This is a genomic window from Streptomyces sp. NPDC052020, assembly GCF_040680575.1.
Classification (GTDB): Bacteria; Actinomycetota; Actinomycetes; order Streptomycetales; family Streptomycetaceae; genus Streptomyces.
In genome coordinates, this window is record NZ_JBFAWY010000013.1 from 18050 (window position 1) to 40113 (window position 22064).

The window sequence follows — 22064 nt, forward strand, 5'->3', positions numbered from 1 at the left end:
CCGTCCGCTCGGCCGTCCGGCGCCGTCAGCCTACGCAGCCGGTGATGGGACTGTCAGTCCGTTGGTCCGTCCCGGGTCCGGCGCGTCAGCCGCGCCGCGCTTCCGTTTCCGGTGGGGCCGGGCGGCCGGCCGGCAGCCAGCGGGCCGCGTACCCGCACAGCCCGCCGGTGTGGGTGCCGCGGGCCACGTATCCGAGGTGGCCGTCGGGGCGGACCAGCGCGTGGGCGGTGCCCCGCCAGGGGCCGCGGTCGCCGATCCGGTGTACGGCGATCAGCTCCTCGCGCCCCGCCAGGAGCGGGGCGAGGCGCTCGTCGGGCCACCGGTGCGGCGGCCCGGCCAGCAGCAGGTGCCAGGCCGGGGCGGCCGTACGGGCCTGAAGGCCGCGCGGGAGGTCGGGCAGCCGGTCCCCCGCACGCGGCCGGACTCGCGGGCCGGTCCGGGCGCGCGGTCCACGATGCGGAACGGGACCTTCCAGGCGTGGAGCTGGAGCGCGAGCGCCAGGCCGGTGGGACCGGCGCCGACCACCAGGACGTCCAGCGGTGGCGTCATACGTTCACGGTAGCCGGGCCCGCGCGGTCCGTCCGCCCGGCCGGGGTCCGTCCGCCCGTACGGGGCCGCCTCAGGGCCGGGGATTGGTGCGCCGCCAGGGGCGGCGGGCGTCCGCGCCCCGGCGGCCCGCCGCGGCGGCGCAGCGCGGGCAGACCCGCTGGACGGCGTCGGCCGCGCCGCCCGTCTCGGGCAGGATCTCGGCCCAGGGGACGGCCGGGAAGCGGGAGAGCTGCGAGCGGTGCAGCGCCAGGCCGCACACGGTCTGGTTCATCCCCTGCTCCCAGGCGTGCACCTCGCCGGCGGGCAGCCACCGCCCGTCCTCCTCGTCCCACCAGCGACGGGAGGCCGCCACCTCGTAGCGCCGTGTCCTGGCCATGAACTCCCCGACCACCCTCTCCGTCGTCCGCTCCACGGGGCCGGGTGCCCCTCGCAGGAGGCCCCCACACACGGACCGGGACCGGTCGGCCGGACGCACCCCCGTACCGCCTCTTGTGTGACTACTACGCACGTCTTATCCGATTTCACGCAGTTTGTCTGCCTAGCATGCGTGATCCGCGTCCTGCCCCGTACGAGAGGACACCAGATGGCGCCCACGGGCCGTCACAGAGCACTGGCCGAGCACGCCTTCTCCCCGCACGACGCCGTCCTGCGCGCGGCCGCGCGGCACATCGGCCGCCGGCGCTTCCTCACCGTCACCGCGGCGGCCGCCGCGCTCGCCTTCACCACCAACCTGCCGGCCCGGGGAGCCGTCGCCGCGCCCCAGCGCGGCGCGGCCCGCGTCAGCAAGGATCCGTTCACCCTGGGCGTCGCCTCGGGCGACCCCCTGCCCGACTCCGTGGTGCTGTGGACACGACTGGCCCCCGAGCCGTTCCAGGAGGACGGCGGGCTGGGCGAGGAGCGGATCACCGTGGAGTGGGAGGTGGCCGAGGACGAGCGGTTCGCCCTCGTCACGCAGCGGGGCACCGCCGAGGCCCACCCGGAGTACGCCCACAGCGTGCACGTCGACGTCCGGGGCCTGGAACCGGGCACCCGGTACTACTACCGCTTCCGCACCGGGACCTGGATCAGCCCGGCGGGCCGCACCCTGACCGCGCCCGCGGCCGGTGACGGTGCCACGGCGCTCCGCCTGGCCGCCGTCGCCTGCCAGGCGTACCAGGACGGCTACTACACGGTCCACCGGCACCTGGCGCAGGACGACGTCGACCTCGTCTTCCACCTCGGCGACTACCTCTACGAGTACGCCGTGAACTCCGTCGGCGGAGAGCGCCGGTACACCGACATCACGCTCCCGGACGTGTTCAACCGCGAGACCATGACCCTCGCGGACTACCGGCTGCGCTACTCCCTCTACAAGAGCGACCCGGACCTGAGGGCGGCCCACGCCGCGCACCCGTTCGTCGTCGCCTGGGACGACCACGAGACCGAGAACAACTACGCCGGGAGCATCCCCGAGAACACCGTCCCGCCGGAGGAGTTCCTGGTGCGCCGGGCCGCCGCCTACCGCGCGTACTGGGAGAACCAGCCGCTGCGCGCCGCGCAGCTGCCCCAGGGGCCCGACGCCCAGCTGTACCGCCGGCTGCACTGGGGCACACTCGCCCAGTTCGACATCCTCGACACCCGCCAGTACCGCTCCGACCAGGCGTACTCCGACCGTCCGCATCCGCCGGGACCGGAGTCGGACGACCCCGCGCGCACCATGACCGGGGACGCTCAGGAGCGGTGGCTGATCGACGGGTGGCGGGCCTCGTCGGCGCTGTGGAACGTGATGCCGCAGCAGGTGTGCTTCTCGCAACGCAAATTGGACACGACCGCCGACGCCCCCATGTCCATGGACGCCTGGGACGGCTACCGGGCCTCGCGCAACCGGATCGTCGCCGGCGCGCAGGCGGCCGGTGTCGACAACTGGATGGTCCTCACCGGCGATGTGCACGTCGCCTACGCCTTCGACATCAAGGAGAACTTCGACGACCCGCAGTCGAGGAACCTCGGCACGGAGATCACCTCCACCTCGGTGTCCAGCGGCAAGGACGGCGCGGAGAAGCCCGCCAACTGGGACACCTACATGGCGGCCAACCCGCACATGAAGTTCTACGACGGCAGGCGCGGCTACGCGCGGGTCGAGCTCGGCCGGGAGGCGGCCAGGATCGACTTCCGGACCGTGTCGGCCGTCACCACGCCCGGCGCCCCCATCACCACGGCCGCCTCCTTCGTCACCGAGGCGGGCGCCCCGGGCCTGCAACCCGCGTGAACCGGCGGGCGGTCCGCATCGCGGGCCGCCCGCCCGCCCGGCGTACCGCACATGGCACCCCCCGCGTCCCCCATAGCGCGAATGAGGGCCGTCGCGGGCATCGGCATGGATCTTTCCGGCAAATCCCCTAGGGCTTCGCCGCAGTCTCACCTAATGAGAAGGAGTTGCTTCGCATGGCCGGCAGACTTGCCACGGGACGGCGCCGCGCCGCCGCCCTGACCGCCCTCGGCGCCCTCGCCCTGACCGCGGCCCCCGCCGCGGCGGGGGTCGCGCCGCCGCCCGCGCCGGGCCCCCTGCCCAGCGCCGCCCAGACGCTCGGCGCCGACAAGGCCTCCGCCCAGCTGCTGCGCGCGTTGCAGCGCGATCTGCGGCTGACGCCCCGGCAGGCCGCGGCCCGGCTGGTCAACGAGGCCGAGGCGGGCACCCGCGCCGGCCGGCTGCGCACCATGCTGGGCGAGCGCTTCGCGGGGGCCTGGGTGAGCGGCGCGACCTCCTCCGAACTCACCGTCGCCACCACCGACTCCGGGGACGTGCCCGCCATCGAGGCCCAGGGTGCCAAGGCGGTGGTGGTCGGCCGGGCGCTGAGCGAGCTGCGGGCGGTCAAGGCCCGGCTGGACGCCACCGCCCGGCGGGTCGAGACCTCCGGCACTCCGGTCTGGTACGTCGACGTGCGGGCGAACCGGGTCGTGGTCCAGGCCGTGAACGAAGCGGCCGCGGCGGCGTTCGCCGAGGCCGCCGGCCTGCGGGGCCGGGACGTGGGCGTCCGCCTGTCGGCGAACCGGCCCCGGGCGCTGGACGACATCGTCGGCGGGGACGCCTACTACGTCGACGACAGGGTCCGCTGCTCGGTCGGCTTCTCCGTCACCAAGGACCAGCAGCAGGGCTTCGCCACGGCCGGCCACTGCGGCGGGCCGGGCGCGAGCACCACCGGCTACAACATGGTGCCCCAGGGCACGTTCCAGGCGTCCACGTTCCCCGGCAAGGATATGGCCTGGGTCGGCGTCAACAGCGGCTGGACCGCCACGCCGGACGTCAGGGCGGAGGGAGGCCGACGTACCCAGGTCGCCGGCTCGGCGCAGGCGCTCGTCGGGTCGTCGGTCTGCCGCTCGGGCTCCACCTCCGGCTGGCACTGCGGCGTCATCGAGCAGCACGACACCAGCGTCAGCTACGCGGAGGGCACCGTCGACGGGCTGACGCAGACCACGGTGTGCGGCGAGCCCGGGGACTCCGGCGGCCCGTACGTCGCCGGCGCCCAGGCGCAGGGGGTCGCCTCCGGCGGCACCGGCGACTGCACGAGCGGCGGCACCACGTTCTACCAGCCGATCAACCCGCTGCTCGCCGACTACGGCCTCGTCCTGACGACCACGTCCTCCCAGGCCGCACTGCCCGCTCCGCAGAACGGCGCGGCGTCGGGCGCGTGGGCGGCGGGCCGCGTCTACGAGACCGGCACCACCGTGACGCACGGCGGGGTGCGCTACCAGTGCTTGGGGGAGCACCAGGCGCAGGGCCCGTGGACGCCCGACGCCACGCCGGCCCTGTGGCAGCGGATCTGAGTGTGCGTCCACCGGTGCGGGGGCCCCGCTCCCGCACCCGCGCCTCGGGAGGGCGTCCGTCCACGGGACGGGGCCTTCGAGGAAGGGCTCTAGCCCTCGGCGAGCAGCGCGTAGGCCCCGGCCAAGAACGGGTCGTGCGATCCCCGGACCCGGCGGGTGCACACGGCGGCGAGGGCGGTGCCCGTGTCCGGCCGGAAGCCCAGGAACGCCTGCTGTCCCATGGTCGCTCCGCCGTGGAAGTACATCGGCCCGCCGTCGGTGGGGTGCCGGAACCACGCCACCGTGTGCACGTGCCGGTGCCCGCGTCCGCGCCGGACCACGGGGGTGCGCACCGCGCGCAGGGCACCGGCCAGGGGGGAGCCGGAGGGGTGGAGATGGGCTTCCAGGAAGCCCAGCAGGTCCTGCGGTGTGGCCCGGACGGCCCCGGCCGCCGGGAAGCCGCCCGCGTCGAAGGCCGCGATGGCCGTGCGGCCGTCCTTGCCGTGCCCGGTCGCGTCGGTCCTGGGGTCCTCCGCGCGCAGGGCCGTGCCGCTGAGGCCGAGCGGGCGCAGGACGTGCGCGGTCAGCAGGTCCTCCCACGGCGTGCCGGTCACCGACGCGAGGGCGTGCCCGAGCACGGCGACGCCGAAGTTGGAGTAGTGCCAGCGTGTGCCGGGGCGGTGGCGGGGGCGGTGGCGCAGGAAGGCGGCGGTGACCCGGGCGGCCGGGTACCGGGCGTAGGGGTTGGTGTGCCAGGCGGGCAGGGCCCGGACGAAGAAGTCGCGCGGCAGGGCGGGCAGTCCGGCGGTGTGGGTGATGAGGTGGGCGAGCGTCACCGGGTCCGGGCCGGCCGGCCGGCCCGGGTCCAGGCAGGCGGCGGCGGATTCGCCCCCGGTGAGCGTCCCGCGCCGGATGAGCCGGGCCAGCAGCAGCCCGGTGAACGTCTTGCTGGCCGACCCGATCTCGTAGCGCAGGTCCGGCCGGGGAACCTCGGGGGGCGGGGCGGTGCCGCCGCTGTGGACGATGCGGCGGCCGTGCCGGGAGACGGCGAAGACGACGTCGGGCGCGTCGGCCCCGGCGACGGCGGCGGCGATCCGCTCCCGCAGCGCCGCGTCGTCGTGCGTCCGCGGCGGTACGGGGACGGCGGCGGCGTCACCGTCGTCGTCGAGCGGGTCGCCCGGCCAGGGCGCGGCGGGGGCCGTCACGAGGCGGCCCGCGCCAGCTCGGAGAAGGCGCGGGACGTGGCCAGTGCCGAGGCGAAGGCGGCGACCAGCGTCGGGTGGTAGACGATGTCGAACACCTCGTCGGGGTCACCCTCGGGCATCGTCCGTACGGCGGGCATGGCGCCGTCCGGCTGCTGTGCGGCGGCGAAGGCTTCCCAGGCCCGCTCGTCCAGGGCGGGGTGGGGCAGGCAGGCGTCGACGACGAGGAGTTCGCCGAGCAGGTCCCAGCGTTTGAGGTCCAGCCAGTCGTCGATCCAGACCGGAAGCCAGGTGGAGAGATAGCCGGCGAGGCGCGGCGGCAGGCCGTCCGGGTTCTCTCCCCAGTCGGTCAGGTGGAACACCGTGTGGGTGATGTCGTAGGCGATATGGCCCTCCACCGTCCACGGTTCGGGTGTGCGGGCCAGCCAGGTGGCGGCGACCGCCTCGTCCTCGGGCGGCCGCACCGGCGTCAGGCCGAAGCGGCGCTGGAACGCGGACAGGCCGAGCCGCCGGTTCGGCTTCACCTCGAAGGCGGTCCAGCTGTCGATGCGGTGGTTGAGGCGGGCCGCCCGCTCCATCTCCGGCTGGCTGTAACCGAGTTCCCGGTACGGCAGGTACACCTCGAACGGGATGGGCGAGATGGGTTCCGTGCGCTGCCCGCGCACCAGCATGCGGCCGCCGTCCAGCGTCTCCCGCCAGGTGTGGTCGACCAGCCGGCGGGCCAGCTGGGCCTGGCGCGCCCCGGCCACGCCCTCGCGCAGCAGCACCCTGCAGATGAGGGACACTTCTCCGACGGGTTTGAACCGCTCCAGGAAGCCGATCTCGGGGTCCACGTCGGGCTCCAGCCGGAAGCCTTCGCGGTGAGCCCACAGCCATTCCAGGGCACGGAGCCCGACGGTGTGGATCAGGCTCATGGCGGTCATCCGAGTGCTCCTTGTCCGCCGAACCGGTACGGTGCCGCCGCCGGGCGCCGGACGCGGCCGTCACGGGCGTCCGGCCCGGTTCCGTCCGTCCGGACCGCGTCGGCGCGTCCGAGGGTCACGGCCGCGGCGAAGGCGGCCATCAGAGTGGAGTGATAGCTGCGGGCGAACTCCTCCTCGGGGCCCGGCGAGGCGGGGCCGCCGCCGGTCCCGCCGGGCCGGTCGTGGGAGGGCGGGCCCACCTCGGGGATCGCGCCCGCGGGGTCCTGGGCGGCGGCGACCCGGTGCCATGCCTCCCGTGCGTCCGGTCCGGGCACCGCGTCCGGTCCCGGCAGGATCGCCGCCACGACGAGCAGCTCGCACGTCAGATCCCACATCCGGGCCTCCACACAGGTTCCGAGCCAGGGCGGCAGCCAGTGCGTCAGATAGGCGGCGAGGTCCGGGGGGAGGCCGTGGGCGGCACACCCCCAGTCGGTGAGGTGGTAGACGACGTGGGTGAGGGCGTATCCGGAGCCGGCCTCGAAGGTCCATGGTTCGGGCAGTCCGCCCAGCCAGGTGTCGCGCAGCACGCGCTCGGCCTGCCCGGCGGGCCGGATGCCGCCGATGCCGCCGCGCCGCTCGGCGGCGAGCAGGCCCAGGCGGCGGGTGGGGTTCTGCTCGGTGAGCCGCCAGCCCCGGGTGCGGGCCACCGTGGCGGCGGACGCCTCGTATCCGGGGTGGCCCAGGCCCGCGGCGGCGAAGGCCGCGTACACCTCCAGGGGGTAGGCGGCGAAGGGTTCCTCGCGCTGGAGACGGAGGAACAGCTCCCCCTCGCCGGTCTGCCGCCACGCGAACACCAGCAGCTCGCGGGCGCGGGTGTGCAGCGGGTCCGCCGGGGGGAGGCGCCGGGTCACCGTGGCGCACACCTGGGCGAGTTCGCCCAGCGGCTTCCAGGTGCGGTTCACCCGGCCTTCGGCCGACAGCGCCTCGTCGTCCAGTGCGAAGCCGTCGCGGTGCGCGGACACCCAGTCCAGCGCCCCGTGCGCCACCCGCCGGATCTCCCCCGTGCTCACGGCCGTCCCGCCAGGGATCCGGTCCGCATCAGCCCGGCCGCCCGCACCTGGAGCGCCACCCTCGGGTCACTGCCGCCCATGAGGTCCACGAATTCCAGCCCGGCCTCCAGACCCAGCGTGGCGGGCACCCCGTCGAGCAGGGCCAGCCACCGGCCCGCGCCGGCGGCCTGTCCCCAGTCCCGGCGGCGCACCGCCCGGACGAAGCCCCGGGCGACGTCGACCGGCCGGCGGCGGGCGGCGCGGGCCACGGCGCAGTCGTCGCCGGGCACCGCGAGGGCGGCCAGCACCGACAGCTGGTGGGTCAGGGTCTGCCACGGGGCGAGGTCGAGCCAGGCGGCTTCGGGTTCCGCGCCCGCCGGGTCCCCGGCGCCGGCGTGCGGTTCGCCGAGGGGGGACGTCAGCCGCCCCAGGGTGCGCCGCATCGCCCAGTGGCTCCACCGGACGGTGGGGGCGGCGCCGGCGCTGGGCGGGTGAGCCTCGACGGCCTCGCGGAACACGGCGAGTTCCCCGGGGGCGGGCGGCGTGCCGAAGAGGATGTGCGGCAGCATCAGGTCCGCTCCCAGCACCCGTGCGGCCGCGACCATGAGGCCGTCCCCGGCCCCGGCCGCCACCGCGTCACCGGCCACCGGGCCGTGGCCCCCGCCCCTGAGGGCGGAGGCCACGTTCGTAGCCAGGTCCTGCACCGCGCCCCGCAAGAGGGTCGAAGTGCCTGACTGTTCCATCCGGCTGCTCCTGTCGATCCGGTCAGCCCTTCTTCGGGCGCGGGGTCGGCGGCGACAGCAGGACCCCGCCCTTGCCTTCGGCTACCACAAGAGCAGCGCACTGACGGCTGTCGCGGTAGACGCCCTCGGGCTCCGCCGGGTCGAGCGCCTCTTCGAGGTCGACACCTTCGAGACCGGTGGCTTCCTCGACCAGCTTTTCGGCGGAAGGCATATGACCATCTCCCTCATGTTTGTCCATTGCCTTCGCCCTCCAAGTGTCCCTCACATCCAAAAAGATGCCGAATTTCCTAAAAACAACATAAGTACTTTTTCAACGACGGAGGCAGATACTGCGTGACGCGGTGATTGACGGCCGCACATACGTCAAGCCCCGCCCTGGGGGCGGGGCTTGACGGTGTCTGAGGAGCGGCCGGTGTCAGGTGCGCGCCACCACGCGCAGCGTCCGCACCGAGGGATCGGCGGCGTCGGGGATCAGGACCCCGTGCTCGACACCGCTGCGCAGGTAGTCGAGGACCTCGTCGGTGATCACCTCGCCGGGGGCCACCACCGGTACGCCGGGCGGGTAGGGGCTGATCATCTCGGCGGCGATCCGGCCCGCGGCGCGCTCGGCGGGTACGTGCTCGACCGGTGCGAAGAACGCCTCGCGCGGCAGCATGGCCTGCTCCAGCTCCAGGGCCGAGGGGGCGGGCAGCCGTACGGGCGGGCGCCGCTCCAGGGAGCCGGCCGCCTCGACCAGGGCGTGCAGGGCGTCCAGGAGGACCTTCTCGGTCTCGTCGTCGTCGGCGTGGGTGACGGAGGCGCTGATGCGGCAGGTGTCGGACCCGCCGACGTCCACGTGCCGCTCGGCCCGCAGCCACTCGGCCGCCTGCATGCCGCTGATCCCGAGGCCCCGCACGTCGATCACGATCTTCAGCGGGTCGTAGGCGGCGGCGAGACCGGCGTCGACGACCTCCCGGCCCATGGGGGCGAGTCCCGGAAGGTCCGCCGCCGCCTGCCGGATCCGCTCCGCGCGGCGCAGCGCGCCGTCGAGGAGCTCGTGGCCCCGCTCCACCATCTGCCTGCGCCAGCCGTCGAGCGTGGCGTACACCAGGGAGGACGCACTGGTGGTGCCGAGCAGGTCCTCGCGCTGTTTGAGCGCCTCCGGCGACACCCGGTCGTACTGGAGGTGGAAGACGGAGCTCTGCTCGATGGCGCCGCCCATCTTGTGGACGCTGGTCACCACGAGGTCGGCCTCGGCGTCCATCCCCCACGCGGGCAGTTCCGGGTGGAAGGGCAGGTGGGCGCCCCACGCCTCGTCGACGATGAGGGGCACGTCGAACTCGTGGCAGACCCGGGCCACGCCGGCGATGTCCGCGCAGGTGCCCCAGTCGGTGGGCGTGATCAGCAGCATGCCCTTGGCGTCCGGGTGCTCCTGGAGGCGGCGGCGCACGTCGTCGGGTTCCGGCGGGTGGGCCAGGTGCCGCTCGGCGTCGAACTTGGGGTGGACCCAGATCGGTTCGACGCCGTTGACGACGACCGCCGCGATGACGGACTTGTGCGCGTTGCGGGACAGCAGCAGCTTCTCGCCGGGCCCGGCCACGGCCAGCATGGCGGTCTTGACCGACAGGGAGCTGCCGCAGGTGGAGAAGAACGCCCGCTCGGCGCCGACCGCGTCCGCCATCAGGTCCTGGGCCTGGCTCAGTACGCCCTGCGACTGACGGCGGTCGTCCAGTCCGTTCAGGGACAGCACGTCGGACCGGAACACGTCGATCCCGACCACGTCCGCCACCCGGGGATCGACCCCGCGGCCCTGCTTGTGCCCGGGTGGGCCGAAGACCACGTCCCCCCGGCGCCGGAACTCCTCCAGCGCCTCCAGCACGGGTACCCGCGAGTGATCCATCGTTCCTCCCATGTCGCGTCGTGCCCCAACCGGCGGCCCGTACCCGGTTCACCGGCTGTCGGCGGCCCCGTCCGGGGACACCGTTTCCGTGTTGACGCCGCGCGACCGCCGAAACCCGGGGAGTGTCGCCGGGCGGGGCGGTGGAACCCGTGGCCGGTACGACGAGACCCGTCCGACATAACAGGAGGCCGCGTGGCCCGCACGCTCAACGAGGTCCACCGGGACGTCCGCCAGGCCGTGACCGACCGGGCCGGGCCGCTGTGGGAGGTCGCCCTGCGGCTGCACGCCGACCCCGAGTACGCCTTCGCCGAGCACCGGGCGGCGGCCCTGCTCACCGGCGAGCTGGAGCGGGCCGGTTTCGCGGTCGAACGGGGCATCGCGGGGATGCCGACCGCGTTCGCCGCGCGTTCGGGCCGGGGCCGGCCCGCCGTGGCGCTGCTGCTGGAGTACGACGCCCTGCCCGGCCTCGGCCACGCCTGCGGCCACAACCTCATCGCCGCCGCGGGACTGGGCGCGGCGCTCGCGCTGCACTCCGTACTGGAGGGCACCGCCGGGTGTGTGACGGCCGTGGGCACGCCCGCCGAGGAGGGCGGCGGCGGAAAGGCCGTCGAGGTGGACGCCGGGGTGTTCGACGGCGTGGACGCGGCGCTGATGTTCCATCCGGGGGTGTACAGCTGGCAGTGGGCGCCGCTGACCGCGCAGGCGCAGTACACGGTGGCGTTCCACGGACGCGCCGCCCACCCCACGGGCAACCCGACGGAGGGCGTCGACGCGCTGGCGGCGCTGGTCGAGCTGTTCAACGTCCTCGCCGTGCTGGGGCGGCGCCTGCCCGAGGCCTCGCATGTGCAGGGCATCGTCACCCACGGCGGCACGGCGACCAACATCGTCCCGGAGTACGCGGAAGGGCGCTTCGGGCTGCGCGCGGCCACCACGGGGGGCCTGGAGGAGCTGGCCGGGCGGCTGCGTCAGGCCGCGGAGGGCGTCGCCCGGGCCACGGGCACGCGGGCGGAGGTGGCGCAGGCGACGGTCCGCTACGACCACTTCCGGGACAGCGCCGTGCTCTCCGGCCGGTTCGCCGGGCATCTGTCCCGGTCCGGGCTGACGCTGACCCGGCCCGCGCCGGGCGTGTATCTGGGATCGTCGGACATCGGCAACGTCAGCACGCGGGTGCCGGCCATCCACCCGTTCGTCGCGATCATGGGAGAGGACGGCTCCGACCACACCCCGGAGTTCGCGGCGGCCGCCGCCTCCGGACGGGCCCGCGAGGTGCTGCTCGCCGCGGCACAGGCACTGGCGTGCACCGCCGCGGACGTGCTGCTGCGGCCCGGGCTGCGCGAGGAGGCGTGGGCTGGGCACCGGGCGGCCGCCGCCGAGGGGGGCTGAAGACGGCCCGGCCGCCCGTCCACGGGGTCCGTGCGGGACGTCGCCCGCGCGGGCGCGCGCTCAGGCGCCCCCGGCTCCCCCGTCGCGGCCTCGTTCGCGCTTCTCCCGCTCGTCGTCGGCGCCTTCCGGGCGGACGGCCTCGGGCTCCCGGCTCTCGATGCCCTCCAACGGGTTGCCCGCCGTCGTGCCGTGCTCGGTCTGGTAGCCCTCCTTGGCGCTCGCGGTGCCGCGCACCGTGCGTTCCCGCGCCTGGCTCTCGGAACCCGAGTGCGCGCCCGGTTCGTCCTGGTCCCGCGCCCGGCTGTACCGGTTCTCCCTCGGCTCCCGGTGGTCGTCGTGGCCGGTCATCTCCGCTCCTCCGGTCGGTGGTGCAGGTGGTAGCGGGGTTCCCCGGGGGCGGGCCCGGAAACGGCGCCGCCGGTCGGGCGCGGCCGGACGGCGGGCACCACCGCCGGACGGCACCCCGCCGTCCCGGAGGCGGTCGCACGGGCCGTTATGGCTCAGCCGGTGCCCCGCTCCCCCGGCGGGTCCAGCACCGTCAGCAGGTCGTCGCGCTGGGCCAGTGCCGCCAGGGACAGGGTGCGGTAGCCCGCGCGGTCGAACAGGACGGTGATGCGGTCGCCGTCCTCGCTCAGCACCGAGCCCTCGCCCCACTCCCCGTGCCGTACCCGGGCCCCGACCGGGAACGCGGACGCGGCGGGGTGCCGGGGCCGTTCCGTCTCCCCCGGGGCGCCCGGCCCCTCCGCCTCCTGGGCCTCGCACACATCGCAGGTGCCGCACGGCGCCTGGTACTCCTCGCCGAAGTAGCCGAGCAGGAACCGCCGCCGGCAGCCGGTGGTCTCGGCGTACGCCCGGGCCATGTCGACCCGGGAGCGGTCGGTGCGGCGGTGCGCCTCGGCGGCCTCCTCGGCCTGCTCGGCCGCCTCCTCGGGCGGGGTGCCGCGCTCCGGGCGGATCTCGCCCTCCTCGCCGGTGGCGACGGCGCCGGCCTCCTCCAGCAGGTTCACCGCCGCGGTGACCCGGTTGCGGGACAGGCCGGTCTCCCGGCGCAGCCGGTCCAGGCCGGCGGGGTCGTCGCGGTGGTCGTGCACGGCGTCGGCGACCTCGGACAGGGTGTCGTGGCCGGGGGTGCGCCCGGCGAAGTACGTCCGCATGCCGGTGTCCTCGGACCGGTAGTGGAGCACGGCGAGCGCCGGCCGGCCGTCCCGGCCGCAGCGGCCGATCTCCTGGTAGTAGGCGTCGAGTGAGCCCGGCAGCGCGGCGTGCAGCACGAACCGCACGTCCTCCTTGTCGATGCCCATGCCGAAGGCCGAGGTCGCCACCACGACGTCGGCCTCGCCGCCGAGGAAGGCGTCGTGGATCCGGGCCCGCTCGGCGGCGCGCAGCCCGGCGTGGTACGCCTCCGCGGCCAGGCCGAGCGCGGCGAGTTCACCGGCGTAGTCCTCGGTGTCCCGGCGGGTCGCGGCGTAGACGATGCCCGGCTTGGGCTCGGCCGCCGCGCGTTCGACCACGGCCAGGCGCCGCTCGTCCTCGTCGAGGAACCGGCGGACCTCCAGCCGGATGTTCGGCCGGTCGAAACCGGCCACCGTCAGCCGGGGCCGGCGCATGCCGAGCCGTTCGGTGATCTCCGTGCGCACCGGCGGGGCCGCCGTCGCGGTCAGGGCGAGCACCGGGGGCCGTCCCAGCCGCCGTACGGCCTGTTCCAGGCGCAGGTAGTCGGGGCGGAAGTCGTGCCCCCAGGAGGACACGCACTGGGCCTCGTCGACGACGAACAGGGCGGGCCGGGCGGCGGCCAGCCGTTCCACGACCTCGTCCTTGGCCAGCTGTTCCGGCGACAGGTACAGGAAGCGGACGTCGCCCCGGCGCACCGCGTCCCAGGCGGACGCGGTCTCGGCCGCGCCGAGGGCGGAGTTGAGGGCGACGGCGCCGGGGGCCCGGTCGCCCTCGGGCAGGCCGGCGATCTGGTCGCGCTGGAGGGCGAGCAGCGGGGAGACGACCACGACCGGCCCGGACAGCAGTACGCCGGGGACCTGGTAGACGGCGGACTTGCCGGATCCGGTCGGCATGACGACGAGGGTGTCCCGTCCCTGGAGGACGGACTCCATGGCCTGGAGCTGCTCGGGCAGCAGGCGGTCCCAGCCGAACACCTCGGCTGCTGCCTCGCTGAGCCGGGCGGCGTTCGTCCCGTTCTCCGCCGCCCCCTTTCCGACGCCCATGGCCGCTCCTCCGTTCGCCGCCCGCGCGGACCCGGGTACCCGCGGCGGCCCCGGCCAGTCGGCAGGTCTTGTGCCTCTCGGCGCCGGAGAGGAACAGGACGTGCCGCGGTCCCGGCATCGGCCGCCGGTGCGCGCTCCGCGTTCTTGCCCGCGCCCGCCGCGTGCCCCACGGTTGACGCCCGTCACAGGAGAGCGTCATGGTTGACGCGCGTCACAGGACACCGTCCGCACCGACCGCGCCCGGCTTTCACGTCACCGCAAGGGGATCACATGGTCACTCGCGCCGTCAGAGTCGCCCTCACGTTTGTCATGATCATGGCCGGTATCGGGGTGGGTACCCTGGCCACCGCCGGCACCGCGCACGCCGACGGCTGCTACACCTGGAGCCGCACCCTGTCCCAGGGCGCCTCGGGCGCCGACGTCACCCAGTTGCAGATCCGCCTCGGCGGCTACCCGGGCTACGGCTCCGTGCTGGCCGTCGACGGTGTGTTCGGACCGGCGACCACCGCCGCCGTCAAGCGCTTCCAGACGGCGTACGGCCTCACCGCGGACGGCATCGCCGGCCCGGCCACCTTCAGCAGGCTCTACGCCCTCCAGGACGACGACTGCACCCCGGTCCACTTCTCCTACAGCGAGCTCAACGACTGCAACACCACCTGGTCCGGCGGCGCGGTCAGCGCGGCGACCGCCAAGGCCAACGCCCTGCGCACCATGTGGAAGCTGGAAGCCCTGCGGCACGCGCTGGGCGACCAGCCGATCACGGTGACCAGCGGCTTCCGCTCCCGCGCCTGCAACGACGCCGTCGGCGGCGCGAGCGACAGCCGCCACCTGTACGGGGACGCCGCCGACCTCGGCGCGGGCCCGCACTCCCTGTGCACCCTGGCCAAGCAGGCCCGCAACCACGGCTTCAACGGCATCCTCGGCCCCGGTTATCCGGGACACGACGACCACACCCACACCGATCACCGCGCCGCCCGGTTCTGGTCCGCGCCGACCTGCGGCATCTGAGCCCGGGCCCCTCCTACCGCCCCCGCCGCAGGCGCCAGACATGGTCGTCGCGGAAGCCGTCGGCCCCGTCGGCCGAGACGCTCTGCCTGCGGACCGTCTCCATGGTCTCCACGGTCCACCGGCCGTCGGGCAGGGCGAGCTCGGCCATGACCCCGTCCAGCGTCGGGAAGGCATGGGCGAAGGGCGGTTCGCTCTGCCAGGAGGGCCAGCCCGCGTGCAGGACGATCAGCAGGGTCCCGCCCTCGGCGACGGCCGCCGCGGCGCTCCGCAGCACCGCCTGCTGGTCCAGCTCGACGGGTGACTGGAGGTAGTGGGCGCTCACCAGGTCGAAGGTGCCCTCGGGGAACGACCGGCCCAGCTCGTGGCGCTCCCAGGTCACCCGGTCGGCCACGCCGGCCTCGGCGGCGTGCCGGGCGGCGCGGTCGAGGGCGGTGGCCGAGATGTCGACGCCGGTGACGCGCCAGCCCCGCGAGGCCAGCCACACGGCGTCGGCGCCCTCACCGCACCCGAGGTCGAGGGCGCTCGCGGGCGCCAGACCGGCCGCCTCCCGCACCAGCAGGTCGTTCGGGCGCCCGCTCCAGACGGGGCCCGCCTCGCGGTAGCGGGCCTCCCAGAAGTCGGCGGGGCGGGACGGGGCCGGGGTGTCGCTCATGGCGCCTCCTCGATACTGACGCGGGCCGGTCCGCCGGGACCGCTCGGGCGGTCCCGGCGCCTCGCCTCCGAGCCTGTACCGGCCCGCCCGGCGCCGTCGAATCACCTTGCCGTTTCCGCAAACCCGGGGAGACCCGGCCGAAGCCCCCGGTCAGGCGAACGCGGGCATGATCCGCTCGTGGATCAGGCGGAGCTGGGTGTCCACGTCGGCCACGTCCGGAAGGTCGCGGCCGGTGAACGCCTTCACGAGCGTGCGGTCGGTGAGGGCGCAGATCACGTGGTTCACCCCGGCGGGGGCGATCTCCCGCCGGATCTTGTCCAGGCACTCCTCCGGCGTGCCCGCCACCGAGAGGCGTTCGGCGACCTCCGGTGTCGTCAGCTCGATGCCGCGGGCGAGGTCACCGGCGGCGATGGCCTCGATGACCGGCTTGAGCTCGCCCGGCTCCACCCCGTTGCGGCGCAGCTGCTCCTCGGGCATGGAGGAGGCGTAGATGCCGACCATGCTGCGCGCCGCGTCCTTGGCCGCCGCGGAATCGGGGCCGGTGGCGAAGACGACCCAGGCCCCGATGTCGAGCGACTTCCAGTCCCGGCCCGCGCGCTCGGCGCCGGCCCGGATGTGCCGGACCGCGTACTCGTATGCCTCGCGGGTGTAGCTCAGGGCATGGTGGCAGCCGTCGGAGAGCTCCCCCGCCGCCTCGAAGGACTTCGGCCCGCGCATCGCGCCCAGCTTCAGCGGCACCCGCTCCTGGACGGGGCGGGCGAAGGTGAACAGCCCGTCGTAGGCGTAGAACTCGCCGTCGAAGGTGATGCTCCCCTCGTCCAGCAGGGTGCGCACCACGTGCAGGGCCTCCTTGACCCGGGACAGCGGCCGGGTGCGGGCCCAGTCGATCCGGTACTGCGCCAGCAGCCCGAAGTTCCCGCTGGACAGCACCCCTTCGGCGCGTCCGCCGGACAGCTCGTCCAGGGTCGCGAGGGCCTGCGCGATCAGGGTCGGCTCCCGCAGCGTCACCGGGGAGACGCTCGGCCCCAGGCGGATCCGGCGGGTGCGGCCCGCGGCGGCGGCGAAGAGCAGCCACAGGTCCTTGTGCCAGGTCTCGTCGGCGGCGTAGCAGGCGTGAAAGCCCAGTTCGTCGGCGAGCCGGATCGATGCGAGCGACTCGGCGAGGGGGTAGTCGGGGAGCATGGCATAGCTGAACTTCACGGACGCCTGCCTTCCGATGGAGCGATCGGCGGTTACGGGTGGGTCGTGCTCCTGTCTTCCCCGAGGATGTGGAGGGCCGGCGCCGCCTGCCCAGAGGAACACGCGTGTCGGGTCGTCCCCGCCCGGGCCGTCACCGGGCGGGGACCGCGTCCGGCACCGGCTGTGTGTCTCCCTCCGGGCGGGCGGGGGCCGACAGCGTCTCCCAGTGGACCGTGCGGTCGCACCAGCGGTCCAGCAGGGTGCGGTCGTGGCCGACGGCCAGCAGGCCCGCGCCGGTGGCGGCGCGGTAGTTCTCGACGACGGCGACCAGCGCGGCGGTGGTCGAGGCGTCCAGCATCGCGGTCATCTCATCGCACACGAGCCAGCGCGGGCGCAGGACGAGGGCGCGGGCGAGACAGGCGCGCTGGAGCTGGCCGTCGCTGACCTCGTGCGGCCGCCGGCCCAGCAGGTCGGGGGTCAGGCCGACGCCGGCGGCCAGTTCGGCGACCCGTTCCGCCAGGCCCTCGCGCCGCCCGGTGGCGCGCAGCGGTTCGGCGATGAGGTCGCGCAGCGGCAGCCGCGGGTCGGCGGAGAGCCTGGGCTGCTGGAAGACGACGCCGAAGGCGGTGCGCAGCTCGCGCGGGGCGCGGTGGCGCCAGTGGCGCACCGGTGCGCCGTCGAGGACGAGGGTGCCGGAGTCGGGGCGGTGCAGCAGGGCCGCGACCCGGGCCAGGGTGGACTTGCCGCAGCCGCTGGGGCCGAGCAGGCCGACGGCCTCGCCCGGGGCGATCGTCAGGGAGACGTCCCGCACGACGGGTGCGTTCTTGACGTATCCGGCGGTGATGGCGCGCAGTTCAAGCACGGTCGGCGGTCTCCGGGGCGAGCGGGTCGGCGGCGAGGGCCCGGGTGCCGGGCTCCCGGTGCGGGTGGTGGCAGGCGACCGCGCCGGTCAGCGGCGGCGGTACGGCGCAGGCCTCGGTGGCCCGCTCGCAGCGGGCGGCGAAGGCGCAGCCGTCGGGAAGGTCGCCCAGTTCGGGCGGCAGGCCGGGGATGGGGGTGAAGGCGCGGTCGGGGAGGGCCTGGAGCAGGCCGCGGCTGTAGGGATGGCGGGGGCCCAGGGCGCCGAAGAAGGCGGCGGCGTCGGTGAGTTCCACGATGCGGCCCGCGTACATCACGGCGACGCGGTCGGCGATGCGTTCGGCGGCCGCCAGGTCGTGGGTGATCATCAGCAGGGCCCGGCCGCCGCCGGTGCCGGCCTGCCCGGCGCCCTTCTCGTCCACGTGCCGCCGCAGTTCGTCCACGGTGCGGTCGACCAGATCGCGGTCGAGTCCGGTGGTCGGCTCGTCGGCGAGCAGCAGCGGCGCGTCCCCGACGAGGGCGAGGGCGGTCGCGGCGCGCTGGGCGAGGCCGCCGGAGAGTTCGTGCGGGTGGTGGTCGAGGTGGCCGGCCGGGAACGCGGCCCGCTCGGCGGCCTTCCCGGCGGCGGCGCGCAGGGCCGCGCGGCCCCGCACTCCCGTCAGCTCCGCGATCGCCTCCTGCAGTTGGGAGCGGACGGTGCGGACGGGGGTGAGGTGGGCGGCCGGGCTCTGCGGGACGAGGCCGATCAGCCGGCCCCGCACGGTGCGGGCGAGGGTCCGCTCGCCGGCGGCGAGCAGGTCCGTCTCGCCCAGCAGCGCCTGCCCTGCGGTCTGCGCGTTGCCGGGGAGCAGGCCGAGCAGGGCGGAGGCGAGGACGGACTTGCCGCAGCCGCTCTCCCCGATCAGGGCCAGGCATTCGCCGGCCGCGACGTCGAAGTGGGCGTCGGTGACGGCGGCGACGCGCCGCCCGCCGGGCATCAGGAAACGCACCGACAGACCGCGCACCGACAGCACGGGGGCTCGCTCGGTCACAGCATCAGCTCCGATCGCCGGCGGGGGTTGATCCGCTCCCGCCAGGCCCCGGCGAGTCCGGCGATGGCGAGGGTGGGGACGATGATGAACAGGCCCGGGAAGAGGGTGGGCCACCACTGGCCGGCGAGCAGGGAGCCCCGCGCGGTCTGGATGAGGGTGCCGAGACTGGCGGTGTGGGCGGGCAGCCCCAGCCCGAGGAAGGACAGCGCGGACTCGTGCCACATGGCGTGCGGCACCATCAGGACGGCGGCGAGGCCGGCCTGGGGCAGCACGCCCGGCAGCAGGTGCCGTACCGCGACGCGCCACCGGGAGGCACCGCCGGAGACGGCCGCGTCGATGTACGGGCGGGCACGCAGGGACATCACCTCGGCGCGGACAATGCGCGCGGTCGACAGCCAGTGCGTGAGCGCCACCGACACCACCACCGGCCACACTCCCGGCCGGAACATGGCGACGATGAAGATGCCGAGCAGCAGGTGCGGCACGGAGGAGACGGTGTCGACGACCCGCATGACCGCGCGGTCGGCCCATCCGCCGAGGGCCCCGGCGGCGGCCCCGACCGCGGTGCCCACCACGGTCGCCGTCAGCGCGGCGGCCACGCCGACCAGCAGCGAGACGCGCAGGCCGTAGACGCAGCGCAGCAGCAGGTCCCGGCCGACGTCGTCGGTGCCGAAGGGGTGGTCCCAGGACGGCGGCAGCAGCTTGGCGGCCAGATCGACGGCCTGCTGGTCGAGCTGGACCAGCGGGGGGACGAGCAGGACGGCGAGGACGGTCACCGCGACCAGCGCGGCGGAGACCCGCACGCGCAGGGTCCGGGTGGAGCGGCGGTCGGTGCCGCGGGACCGCCAGGCGGCCCGGGCGGGGGCGTCGGCGGGCGCCGGTGCGTCACATGTCACTGAACTTCACCCTCGGGTCGAACAGTCCGTACAGCAGGTCCGCGAGCAGGTTCCCGGCGAGTACGGCGGCGGTGGCCAGCGTCGTCAGCGCGGCCAGCAGCGGGAAGTCGACGGCGGTGGCCGCCTCGACGGTGGCCGCCGCGATGCCCGGCCAGCTGAAGACGCTCTCCACCAGCAGGGCGCCGGTGATGAGTTCGGGGACGCGGGAGCCGATCAGTGTGAGCACCGGCAGCAGGCCGCAGCGCAGGGCGTGGCCGAGCAGGACGGTGCGTTCGCTCAGGCCCCGGGCGCGGGCGCCGCGTACGGGGTCCTCGGCCAGGGCGTCGGCGACGCCCTGGCGGACGTAGAGGGCGAACCACGGCAGCTGGGAGACGGCGAGCACGCCGGCGGGCAGGACGATGTGGCTCGCGACCTGTCCGGCCGTGACGTGTTCGCTGGCGGTGTCGGTCAGGCCGCCGGCCGGGAGCACGTCCCACTGGAGGGCGAACAGCCACACGGCGAGCAGCGCGATCCAGAAGACCGGTGCCGCCTCCAGGCCGTAGGCGAGCGAGGTGACGGCCCGGTCGGTGACCGAGCCGGGGCGGCGGGCCGCCAGCACCCCGAGCAGGGTGCCGAGGAGGACGGCGGCGCCGAACGCGACGGCACACAGCAGCGCCGACCAGCCCAGGCGTTCGCCGATCACCTGCGCGACCGGCTGCCGCATCACGGTGGAGTGCCCGAAGTCGCCGGTCAGCGCGGACGTCAGCCAGTCCCACCACCGGGTGACGAAGGGCTCGTCCACGCCGAGATTGTCCCGCAGCCGGTCCAGCGTCCGCTGGTCGGCGCCGAGCGCGGCCGTGCCGGCGTACGCCTTGACGGGGTCGAAGGGGGAGGCGGCGGCGATCGCGAACACGCCGAAGGTGACGACGGTCAGGACGGGGGCGGCGAACAGCGCCCGCCGCCCCGCCAGCCGTGCCATCGCTCCCCAGGGAAGGGTCCCGGGAGTGCGGGTCATGACGTCGGCTGCCAGTCCTCGACGTTCCACCACGGGCCGCTGGCGAAGCCGTGCTCGTGCGGTTCGCGCTGGGTGGTCAGCCCGTTCCAGCGGTCGGCGAGGACGTACAGGTGGTCGATGTGGGTGAGGAAGGTGTAGCCGGGGTCCTCGACGAGCTCGCGCTGGATCTTGTCGTAGGCCGCCTCGCGCTCGGCCGGGTCCTGGCTGCGGCGGCCCGCGTCGAGCGCCTCGTCCACCGCGGGATTGTGGTAGCGGGCCATGTTGTTGAACCCGTCGCCGGCGAGGGAGGAGTGCAGCAGGGTGTACAGGCCGAAGTCGGGGTCGCCGACGCTGCCGAAGCCCGCGAGGACCGCGTCGTCCTTCATCCGCGGCTCGATGACCTCCCAGGTGGCGCTCTCGGCCTTCACCTCGATGCCGGCCTTCTTGGCGTCGGAGGCGTAGGCCAGGGCGTGGTCCTGGCGGACCTTGTCGCCGGAGGGGTAGAGCAGGGTGAAGGCGGCCCGCCGGCCGTCCTTGACGCGGATGCCGTCCTCGCCGGGCTTCCAGCCCGCCTCGTCCAGGACGCGCTTGGCCCGGGCGAGGTCGTAGGGGCGGGCGATGTCCTTGGCGAACCACGGGTCGTCGCCGGGCAGCGGTCCGTACGCCGGGCTGCCCGCGCCGTCGAGGATCTTGTCGACCATGGCCTGGCGGTCCACGGCGGCGTCGAGGGCGCGCCGGATGGCGAGGTCGCCGGTGACCTCGTTGGCGGTGGGCAGGGTGACGGCGCGGAAGTCGTAGGTCTTCGCCTCGTAGGTGCGCCGGTTCCCGTCGTCCTCGAAGGTGGCGGCGAGGTTGGGCGGGAGGACGGCGCCGTCGAGGTCGCCGGAGCGCAGCCGGGTGGCGCGGACGTCGTCGTCCGGGATGATCGCCATGGTGAGCGTCTTCACCTTCGGTGCGCCGCCCCAGTAGCGGGGGTTGGCCTTGAAGGTGAGCTTCTCGCCCTTGCTCCAGTTCGTCAGCACGTACGGGCCGGTGCCGACCGGCTTGGTGTTGAAGGAGCCGGTGTTGGGGTCCTGCCCGCCCGCGATGTGCTCGGGGACGATGGGCAGCACGGTGCGGGCGGCGAAGGCCGCGTAGGGGTACTTGAGCCTGAAGACGACCTTGCCGTCGCCGGCGGCCCGGACGTCCTGGACGGCGTCCAGTTCGCTCTTGGCGGTGTTGTTGGTCCTGTCGTCGAGGACGGTCCGGTAGGTGAAGACCACGTCCCTCGCCGTCAGCGGTTCACCGTCGCTGAACTTCACGCCGTCGCGCAGGGTGTAGGTGTACGTGCGGCCGCCGTCGGTCACCTTCGGCAGCGCCGACGCCAGGGCGGGCTTCAGCTTCAGGCCGGCGTCGCGGGCGAGCAGCCCGTCGAAGATCTTGGAGTTCCCGTCCTTGCCGTAACCGAGGAGCGGGCTGAGGGTGTCGGGCTCGGAGGCCACTCCGATGACGACGGACTGAGCGGACTCGCCCTCCCCGTCCGCTCCGCTCCCGGGCGCCGAGCAGGCGGCGACTGCGGCGGCCAGCGCCGCCGCGACGGCGGCTCTTCGTATCCGACGGGACGTCATGTGCCTCACACCCTAGTTGCTCTGGAACTGTTGTTGCGCATCACTCGCAATAGCGGCGGCAACAGAGTACTGGAGTGCGACGCGCCAGGTCACCTGGGTTGAGGGCCCGCCGCATCGAGAGCGTTACCGGCGGCCACCACCGGCCGGGGCGGGGCCC

21 protein-coding genes are annotated in these 22064 nt (G+C 74.8%); 4 read left to right on the top strand and 17 right to left on the bottom strand.

The genetic code is table 11. The features are described from left to right. Positions 1 to 270: 270 nt before the first annotated feature. Positions 271 to 549 (bottom strand): FAD-dependent monooxygenase, encoded by a 279-nt coding sequence (locus AB0L74_RS15840; RefSeq protein ID WP_365651267.1) that lies wholly within the window; start codon positions 547 to 549, stop codon positions 271 to 273. A 70-nt stretch (positions 550 to 619) separates the two neighbouring features. Beyond that, positions 620 to 925, bottom strand: coding sequence for a hypothetical protein (locus AB0L74_RS15845; protein WP_365651657.1), 306 nt, complete (start codon positions 923 to 925; stop codon positions 620 to 622). Positions 926 to 1132: 207 nt separating this feature from the next. Here AB0L74_RS15845 and AB0L74_RS15850 point away from each other — a divergent pair, with 207 nt between their 5' ends. Both AB0L74_RS15850 and AB0L74_RS15855 read left to right on the top strand, forming a co-directional pair. Beyond that, the gene (locus tag AB0L74_RS15850; protein ID WP_365651270.1) at positions 1133 to 2797 is read left to right on the top strand and encodes an alkaline phosphatase D family protein; all 1665 of its coding nucleotides are present in this window, start codon (positions 1133 to 1135) and stop codon (positions 2795 to 2797) included. Positions 2798 to 2970: 173 nt separating this feature from the next. Continuing rightward, positions 2971 to 4350 carry an alpha-lytic protease prodomain-containing protein gene (locus tag AB0L74_RS15855; RefSeq protein ID WP_365651273.1) on the top strand — a complete coding sequence of 460 codons (1380 nt, stop codon included), beginning with the start codon at positions 2971 to 2973 and terminating at the stop codon, positions 4348 to 4350. 89 nt (positions 4351 to 4439) lie between these two features. Here the strand turns inward: AB0L74_RS15855 and AB0L74_RS15860 are convergent, their stop codons facing one another. From AB0L74_RS15860 to AB0L74_RS15885, 6 genes are all read right to left on the bottom strand, one after another. After that, positions 4440 to 5534, bottom strand: a complete 1095-nt coding sequence (locus tag AB0L74_RS15860; protein WP_365651276.1) for a serine hydrolase domain-containing protein — start codon at positions 5532 to 5534, stop codon at positions 4440 to 4442. Continuing rightward, positions 5531 to 6454 (bottom strand): hypothetical protein, encoded by a 924-nt coding sequence (locus tag AB0L74_RS15865; RefSeq protein ID WP_365651279.1) that lies wholly within the window; start codon positions 6452 to 6454, stop codon positions 5531 to 5533. The genes AB0L74_RS15860 and AB0L74_RS15865 overlap by 4 nt, the downstream gene beginning before the upstream one ends. Continuing rightward, positions 6451 to 7503 (bottom strand): hypothetical protein, encoded by a 1053-nt coding sequence (locus AB0L74_RS15870; RefSeq protein ID WP_365651282.1) that lies wholly within the window; start codon positions 7501 to 7503, stop codon positions 6451 to 6453. The genes AB0L74_RS15865 and AB0L74_RS15870 overlap by 4 nt, the downstream gene beginning before the upstream one ends. Then, on the bottom strand, positions 7500 to 8225 hold the full coding sequence (locus tag AB0L74_RS15875; RefSeq protein ID WP_365651285.1) for a hypothetical protein: 726 nt from the start codon (positions 8223 to 8225) through the stop codon (positions 7500 to 7502). Before AB0L74_RS15875 ends, AB0L74_RS15870 begins: the two co-directional genes overlap by 4 nt. Positions 8226 to 8247: 22 nt before the next feature. Next, positions 8248 to 8436: a hypothetical protein gene (locus AB0L74_RS15880; protein ID WP_365651288.1), complete on the bottom strand. Its 189-nt coding sequence runs from the start codon at positions 8434 to 8436 to the stop codon at positions 8248 to 8250. Between the two features lie 204 nt (positions 8437 to 8640). After that, positions 8641 to 10104 carry an ornithine decarboxylase gene (locus AB0L74_RS15885; protein WP_365651291.1) on the bottom strand — a complete coding sequence of 488 codons (1464 nt, stop codon included), beginning with the start codon at positions 10102 to 10104 and terminating at the stop codon, positions 8641 to 8643. Positions 10105 to 10296: 192 nt separating this feature from the next. Here AB0L74_RS15885 and AB0L74_RS15890 point away from each other — a divergent pair, with 192 nt between their 5' ends. Further along, positions 10297 to 11487, top strand: a complete 1191-nt coding sequence (locus AB0L74_RS15890; RefSeq protein ID WP_365651294.1) for an amidohydrolase — start codon at positions 10297 to 10299, stop codon at positions 11485 to 11487. A gap of 60 nt (positions 11488 to 11547) precedes the next feature. Here the strand turns inward: AB0L74_RS15890 and AB0L74_RS15895 are convergent, their stop codons facing one another. Together AB0L74_RS15895 and AB0L74_RS15900 are read right to left on the bottom strand one after the other, a co-directional pair. Further along, positions 11548 to 11835: a hypothetical protein gene (locus AB0L74_RS15895; protein ID WP_365651296.1), complete on the bottom strand. Its 288-nt coding sequence runs from the start codon at positions 11833 to 11835 to the stop codon at positions 11548 to 11550. A gap of 152 nt (positions 11836 to 11987) precedes the next feature. Then, positions 11988 to 13703 carry a RecQ family ATP-dependent DNA helicase gene (locus AB0L74_RS15900; RefSeq protein ID WP_365651299.1) on the bottom strand — a complete coding sequence of 572 codons (1716 nt, stop codon included), beginning with the start codon at positions 13701 to 13703 and terminating at the stop codon, positions 11988 to 11990. A gap of 270 nt (positions 13704 to 13973) precedes the next feature. On the opposite strand from AB0L74_RS15900, the gene AB0L74_RS15905 reads away from it, so the two are divergent. Further along, on the top strand, positions 13974 to 14711 hold the full coding sequence (locus tag AB0L74_RS15905) for a D-Ala-D-Ala carboxypeptidase family metallohydrolase (RefSeq protein WP_365651302.1): 738 nt from the start codon (positions 13974 to 13976) through the stop codon (positions 14709 to 14711). A gap of 13 nt (positions 14712 to 14724) precedes the next feature. Here AB0L74_RS15905 and AB0L74_RS15910 read toward each other — a convergent pair whose 3' ends face one another. The 7 genes from AB0L74_RS15910 to AB0L74_RS15940 all read right to left on the bottom strand — a co-directional run bounded on the left by AB0L74_RS15910 (position 14725) and on the right by AB0L74_RS15940 (position 21907). Then, complete coding sequence (locus AB0L74_RS15910) at positions 14725 to 15363, bottom strand: class I SAM-dependent methyltransferase (RefSeq protein WP_365651305.1); 639 nt, start codon at positions 15361 to 15363, stop codon at positions 14725 to 14727. A 150-nt stretch (positions 15364 to 15513) separates the two neighbouring features. After that, positions 15514 to 16563: an LLM class flavin-dependent oxidoreductase gene (locus tag AB0L74_RS15915; protein ID WP_365651308.1), complete on the bottom strand. Its 1050-nt coding sequence runs from the start codon at positions 16561 to 16563 to the stop codon at positions 15514 to 15516. 130 nt (positions 16564 to 16693) lie between these two features. Beyond that, positions 16694 to 17404 carry an ATP-binding cassette domain-containing protein gene (locus AB0L74_RS15920; RefSeq protein ID WP_365651311.1) on the bottom strand — a complete coding sequence of 237 codons (711 nt, stop codon included), beginning with the start codon at positions 17402 to 17404 and terminating at the stop codon, positions 16694 to 16696. Then, positions 17397 to 18431 (bottom strand): ABC transporter ATP-binding protein, encoded by a 1035-nt coding sequence (locus tag AB0L74_RS15925; RefSeq protein ID WP_365651315.1) that lies wholly within the window; start codon positions 18429 to 18431, stop codon positions 17397 to 17399. Before AB0L74_RS15925 ends, AB0L74_RS15920 begins: the two co-directional genes overlap by 8 nt. Then, the gene (locus tag AB0L74_RS15930; protein WP_365651318.1) at positions 18428 to 19327 is read right to left on the bottom strand and encodes an ABC transporter permease; all 900 of its coding nucleotides are present in this window, start codon (positions 19325 to 19327) and stop codon (positions 18428 to 18430) included. The genes AB0L74_RS15925 and AB0L74_RS15930 overlap by 4 nt, the downstream gene beginning before the upstream one ends. Further along, positions 19317 to 20285 carry an ABC transporter permease gene (locus tag AB0L74_RS15935; protein WP_365651660.1) on the bottom strand — a complete coding sequence of 323 codons (969 nt, stop codon included), beginning with the start codon at positions 20283 to 20285 and terminating at the stop codon, positions 19317 to 19319. The genes AB0L74_RS15930 and AB0L74_RS15935 overlap by 11 nt, the downstream gene beginning before the upstream one ends. A gap of 32 nt (positions 20286 to 20317) precedes the next feature. After that, the gene (locus tag AB0L74_RS15940) at positions 20318 to 21907 is read right to left on the bottom strand and encodes an ABC transporter substrate-binding protein (protein WP_365651321.1); all 1590 of its coding nucleotides are present in this window, start codon (positions 21905 to 21907) and stop codon (positions 20318 to 20320) included. Between the last annotated feature and the right edge of the window lie 157 nt (positions 21908 to 22064).

Coding starts and splice junctions, on each gene's coding strand:
- AB0L74_RS15840 (WP_365651267.1), bottom strand. CDS start 549: ATGACGCCACCGCTGGACGTCCTGGTGGTCGGCGCCGGTCCCACCGGC.
- AB0L74_RS15845 (WP_365651657.1), bottom strand. CDS start 925: ATGGCCAGGACACGGCGCTACGAGGTGGCGGCCTCCCGTCGCTGGTGG.
- AB0L74_RS15850 (WP_365651270.1), top strand. CDS start 1,133: ATGGCGCCCACGGGCCGTCACAGAGCACTGGCCGAGCACGCCTTCTCC.
- AB0L74_RS15855 (WP_365651273.1), top strand. CDS start 2,971: ATGGCCGGCAGACTTGCCACGGGACGGCGCCGCGCCGCCGCCCTGACC.
- AB0L74_RS15865 (WP_365651279.1), bottom strand. CDS start 6,454: ATGACCGCCATGAGCCTGATCCACACCGTCGGGCTCCGTGCCCTGGAA.
- AB0L74_RS15875 (WP_365651285.1), bottom strand. CDS start 8,225: ATGGAACAGTCAGGCACTTCGACCCTCTTGCGGGGCGCGGTGCAGGAC.
- AB0L74_RS15880 (WP_365651288.1), bottom strand. CDS start 8,436: ATGCCTTCCGCCGAAAAGCTGGTCGAGGAAGCCACCGGTCTCGAAGGT.
- AB0L74_RS15885 (WP_365651291.1), bottom strand. CDS start 10,104: ATGGATCACTCGCGGGTACCCGTGCTGGAGGCGCTGGAGGAGTTCCGG.
- AB0L74_RS15895 (WP_365651296.1), bottom strand. CDS start 11,835: ATGACCGGCCACGACGACCACCGGGAGCCGAGGGAGAACCGGTACAGC.
- AB0L74_RS15900 (WP_365651299.1), bottom strand. CDS start 13,703: ATGGGCGTCGGAAAGGGGGCGGCGGAGAACGGGACGAACGCCGCCCGG.
- AB0L74_RS15905 (WP_365651302.1), top strand. CDS start 13,974: ATGGTCACTCGCGCCGTCAGAGTCGCCCTCACGTTTGTCATGATCATG.
- AB0L74_RS15910 (WP_365651305.1), bottom strand. CDS start 15,363: ATGAGCGACACCCCGGCCCCGTCCCGCCCCGCCGACTTCTGGGAGGCC.
- AB0L74_RS15935 (WP_365651660.1), bottom strand. CDS start 20,285: ATGGCACGGCTGGCGGGGCGGCGGGCGCTGTTCGCCGCCCCCGTCCTG.
- AB0L74_RS15940 (WP_365651321.1), bottom strand. CDS start 21,907: ATGACGTCCCGTCGGATACGAAGAGCCGCCGTCGCGGCGGCGCTGGCC.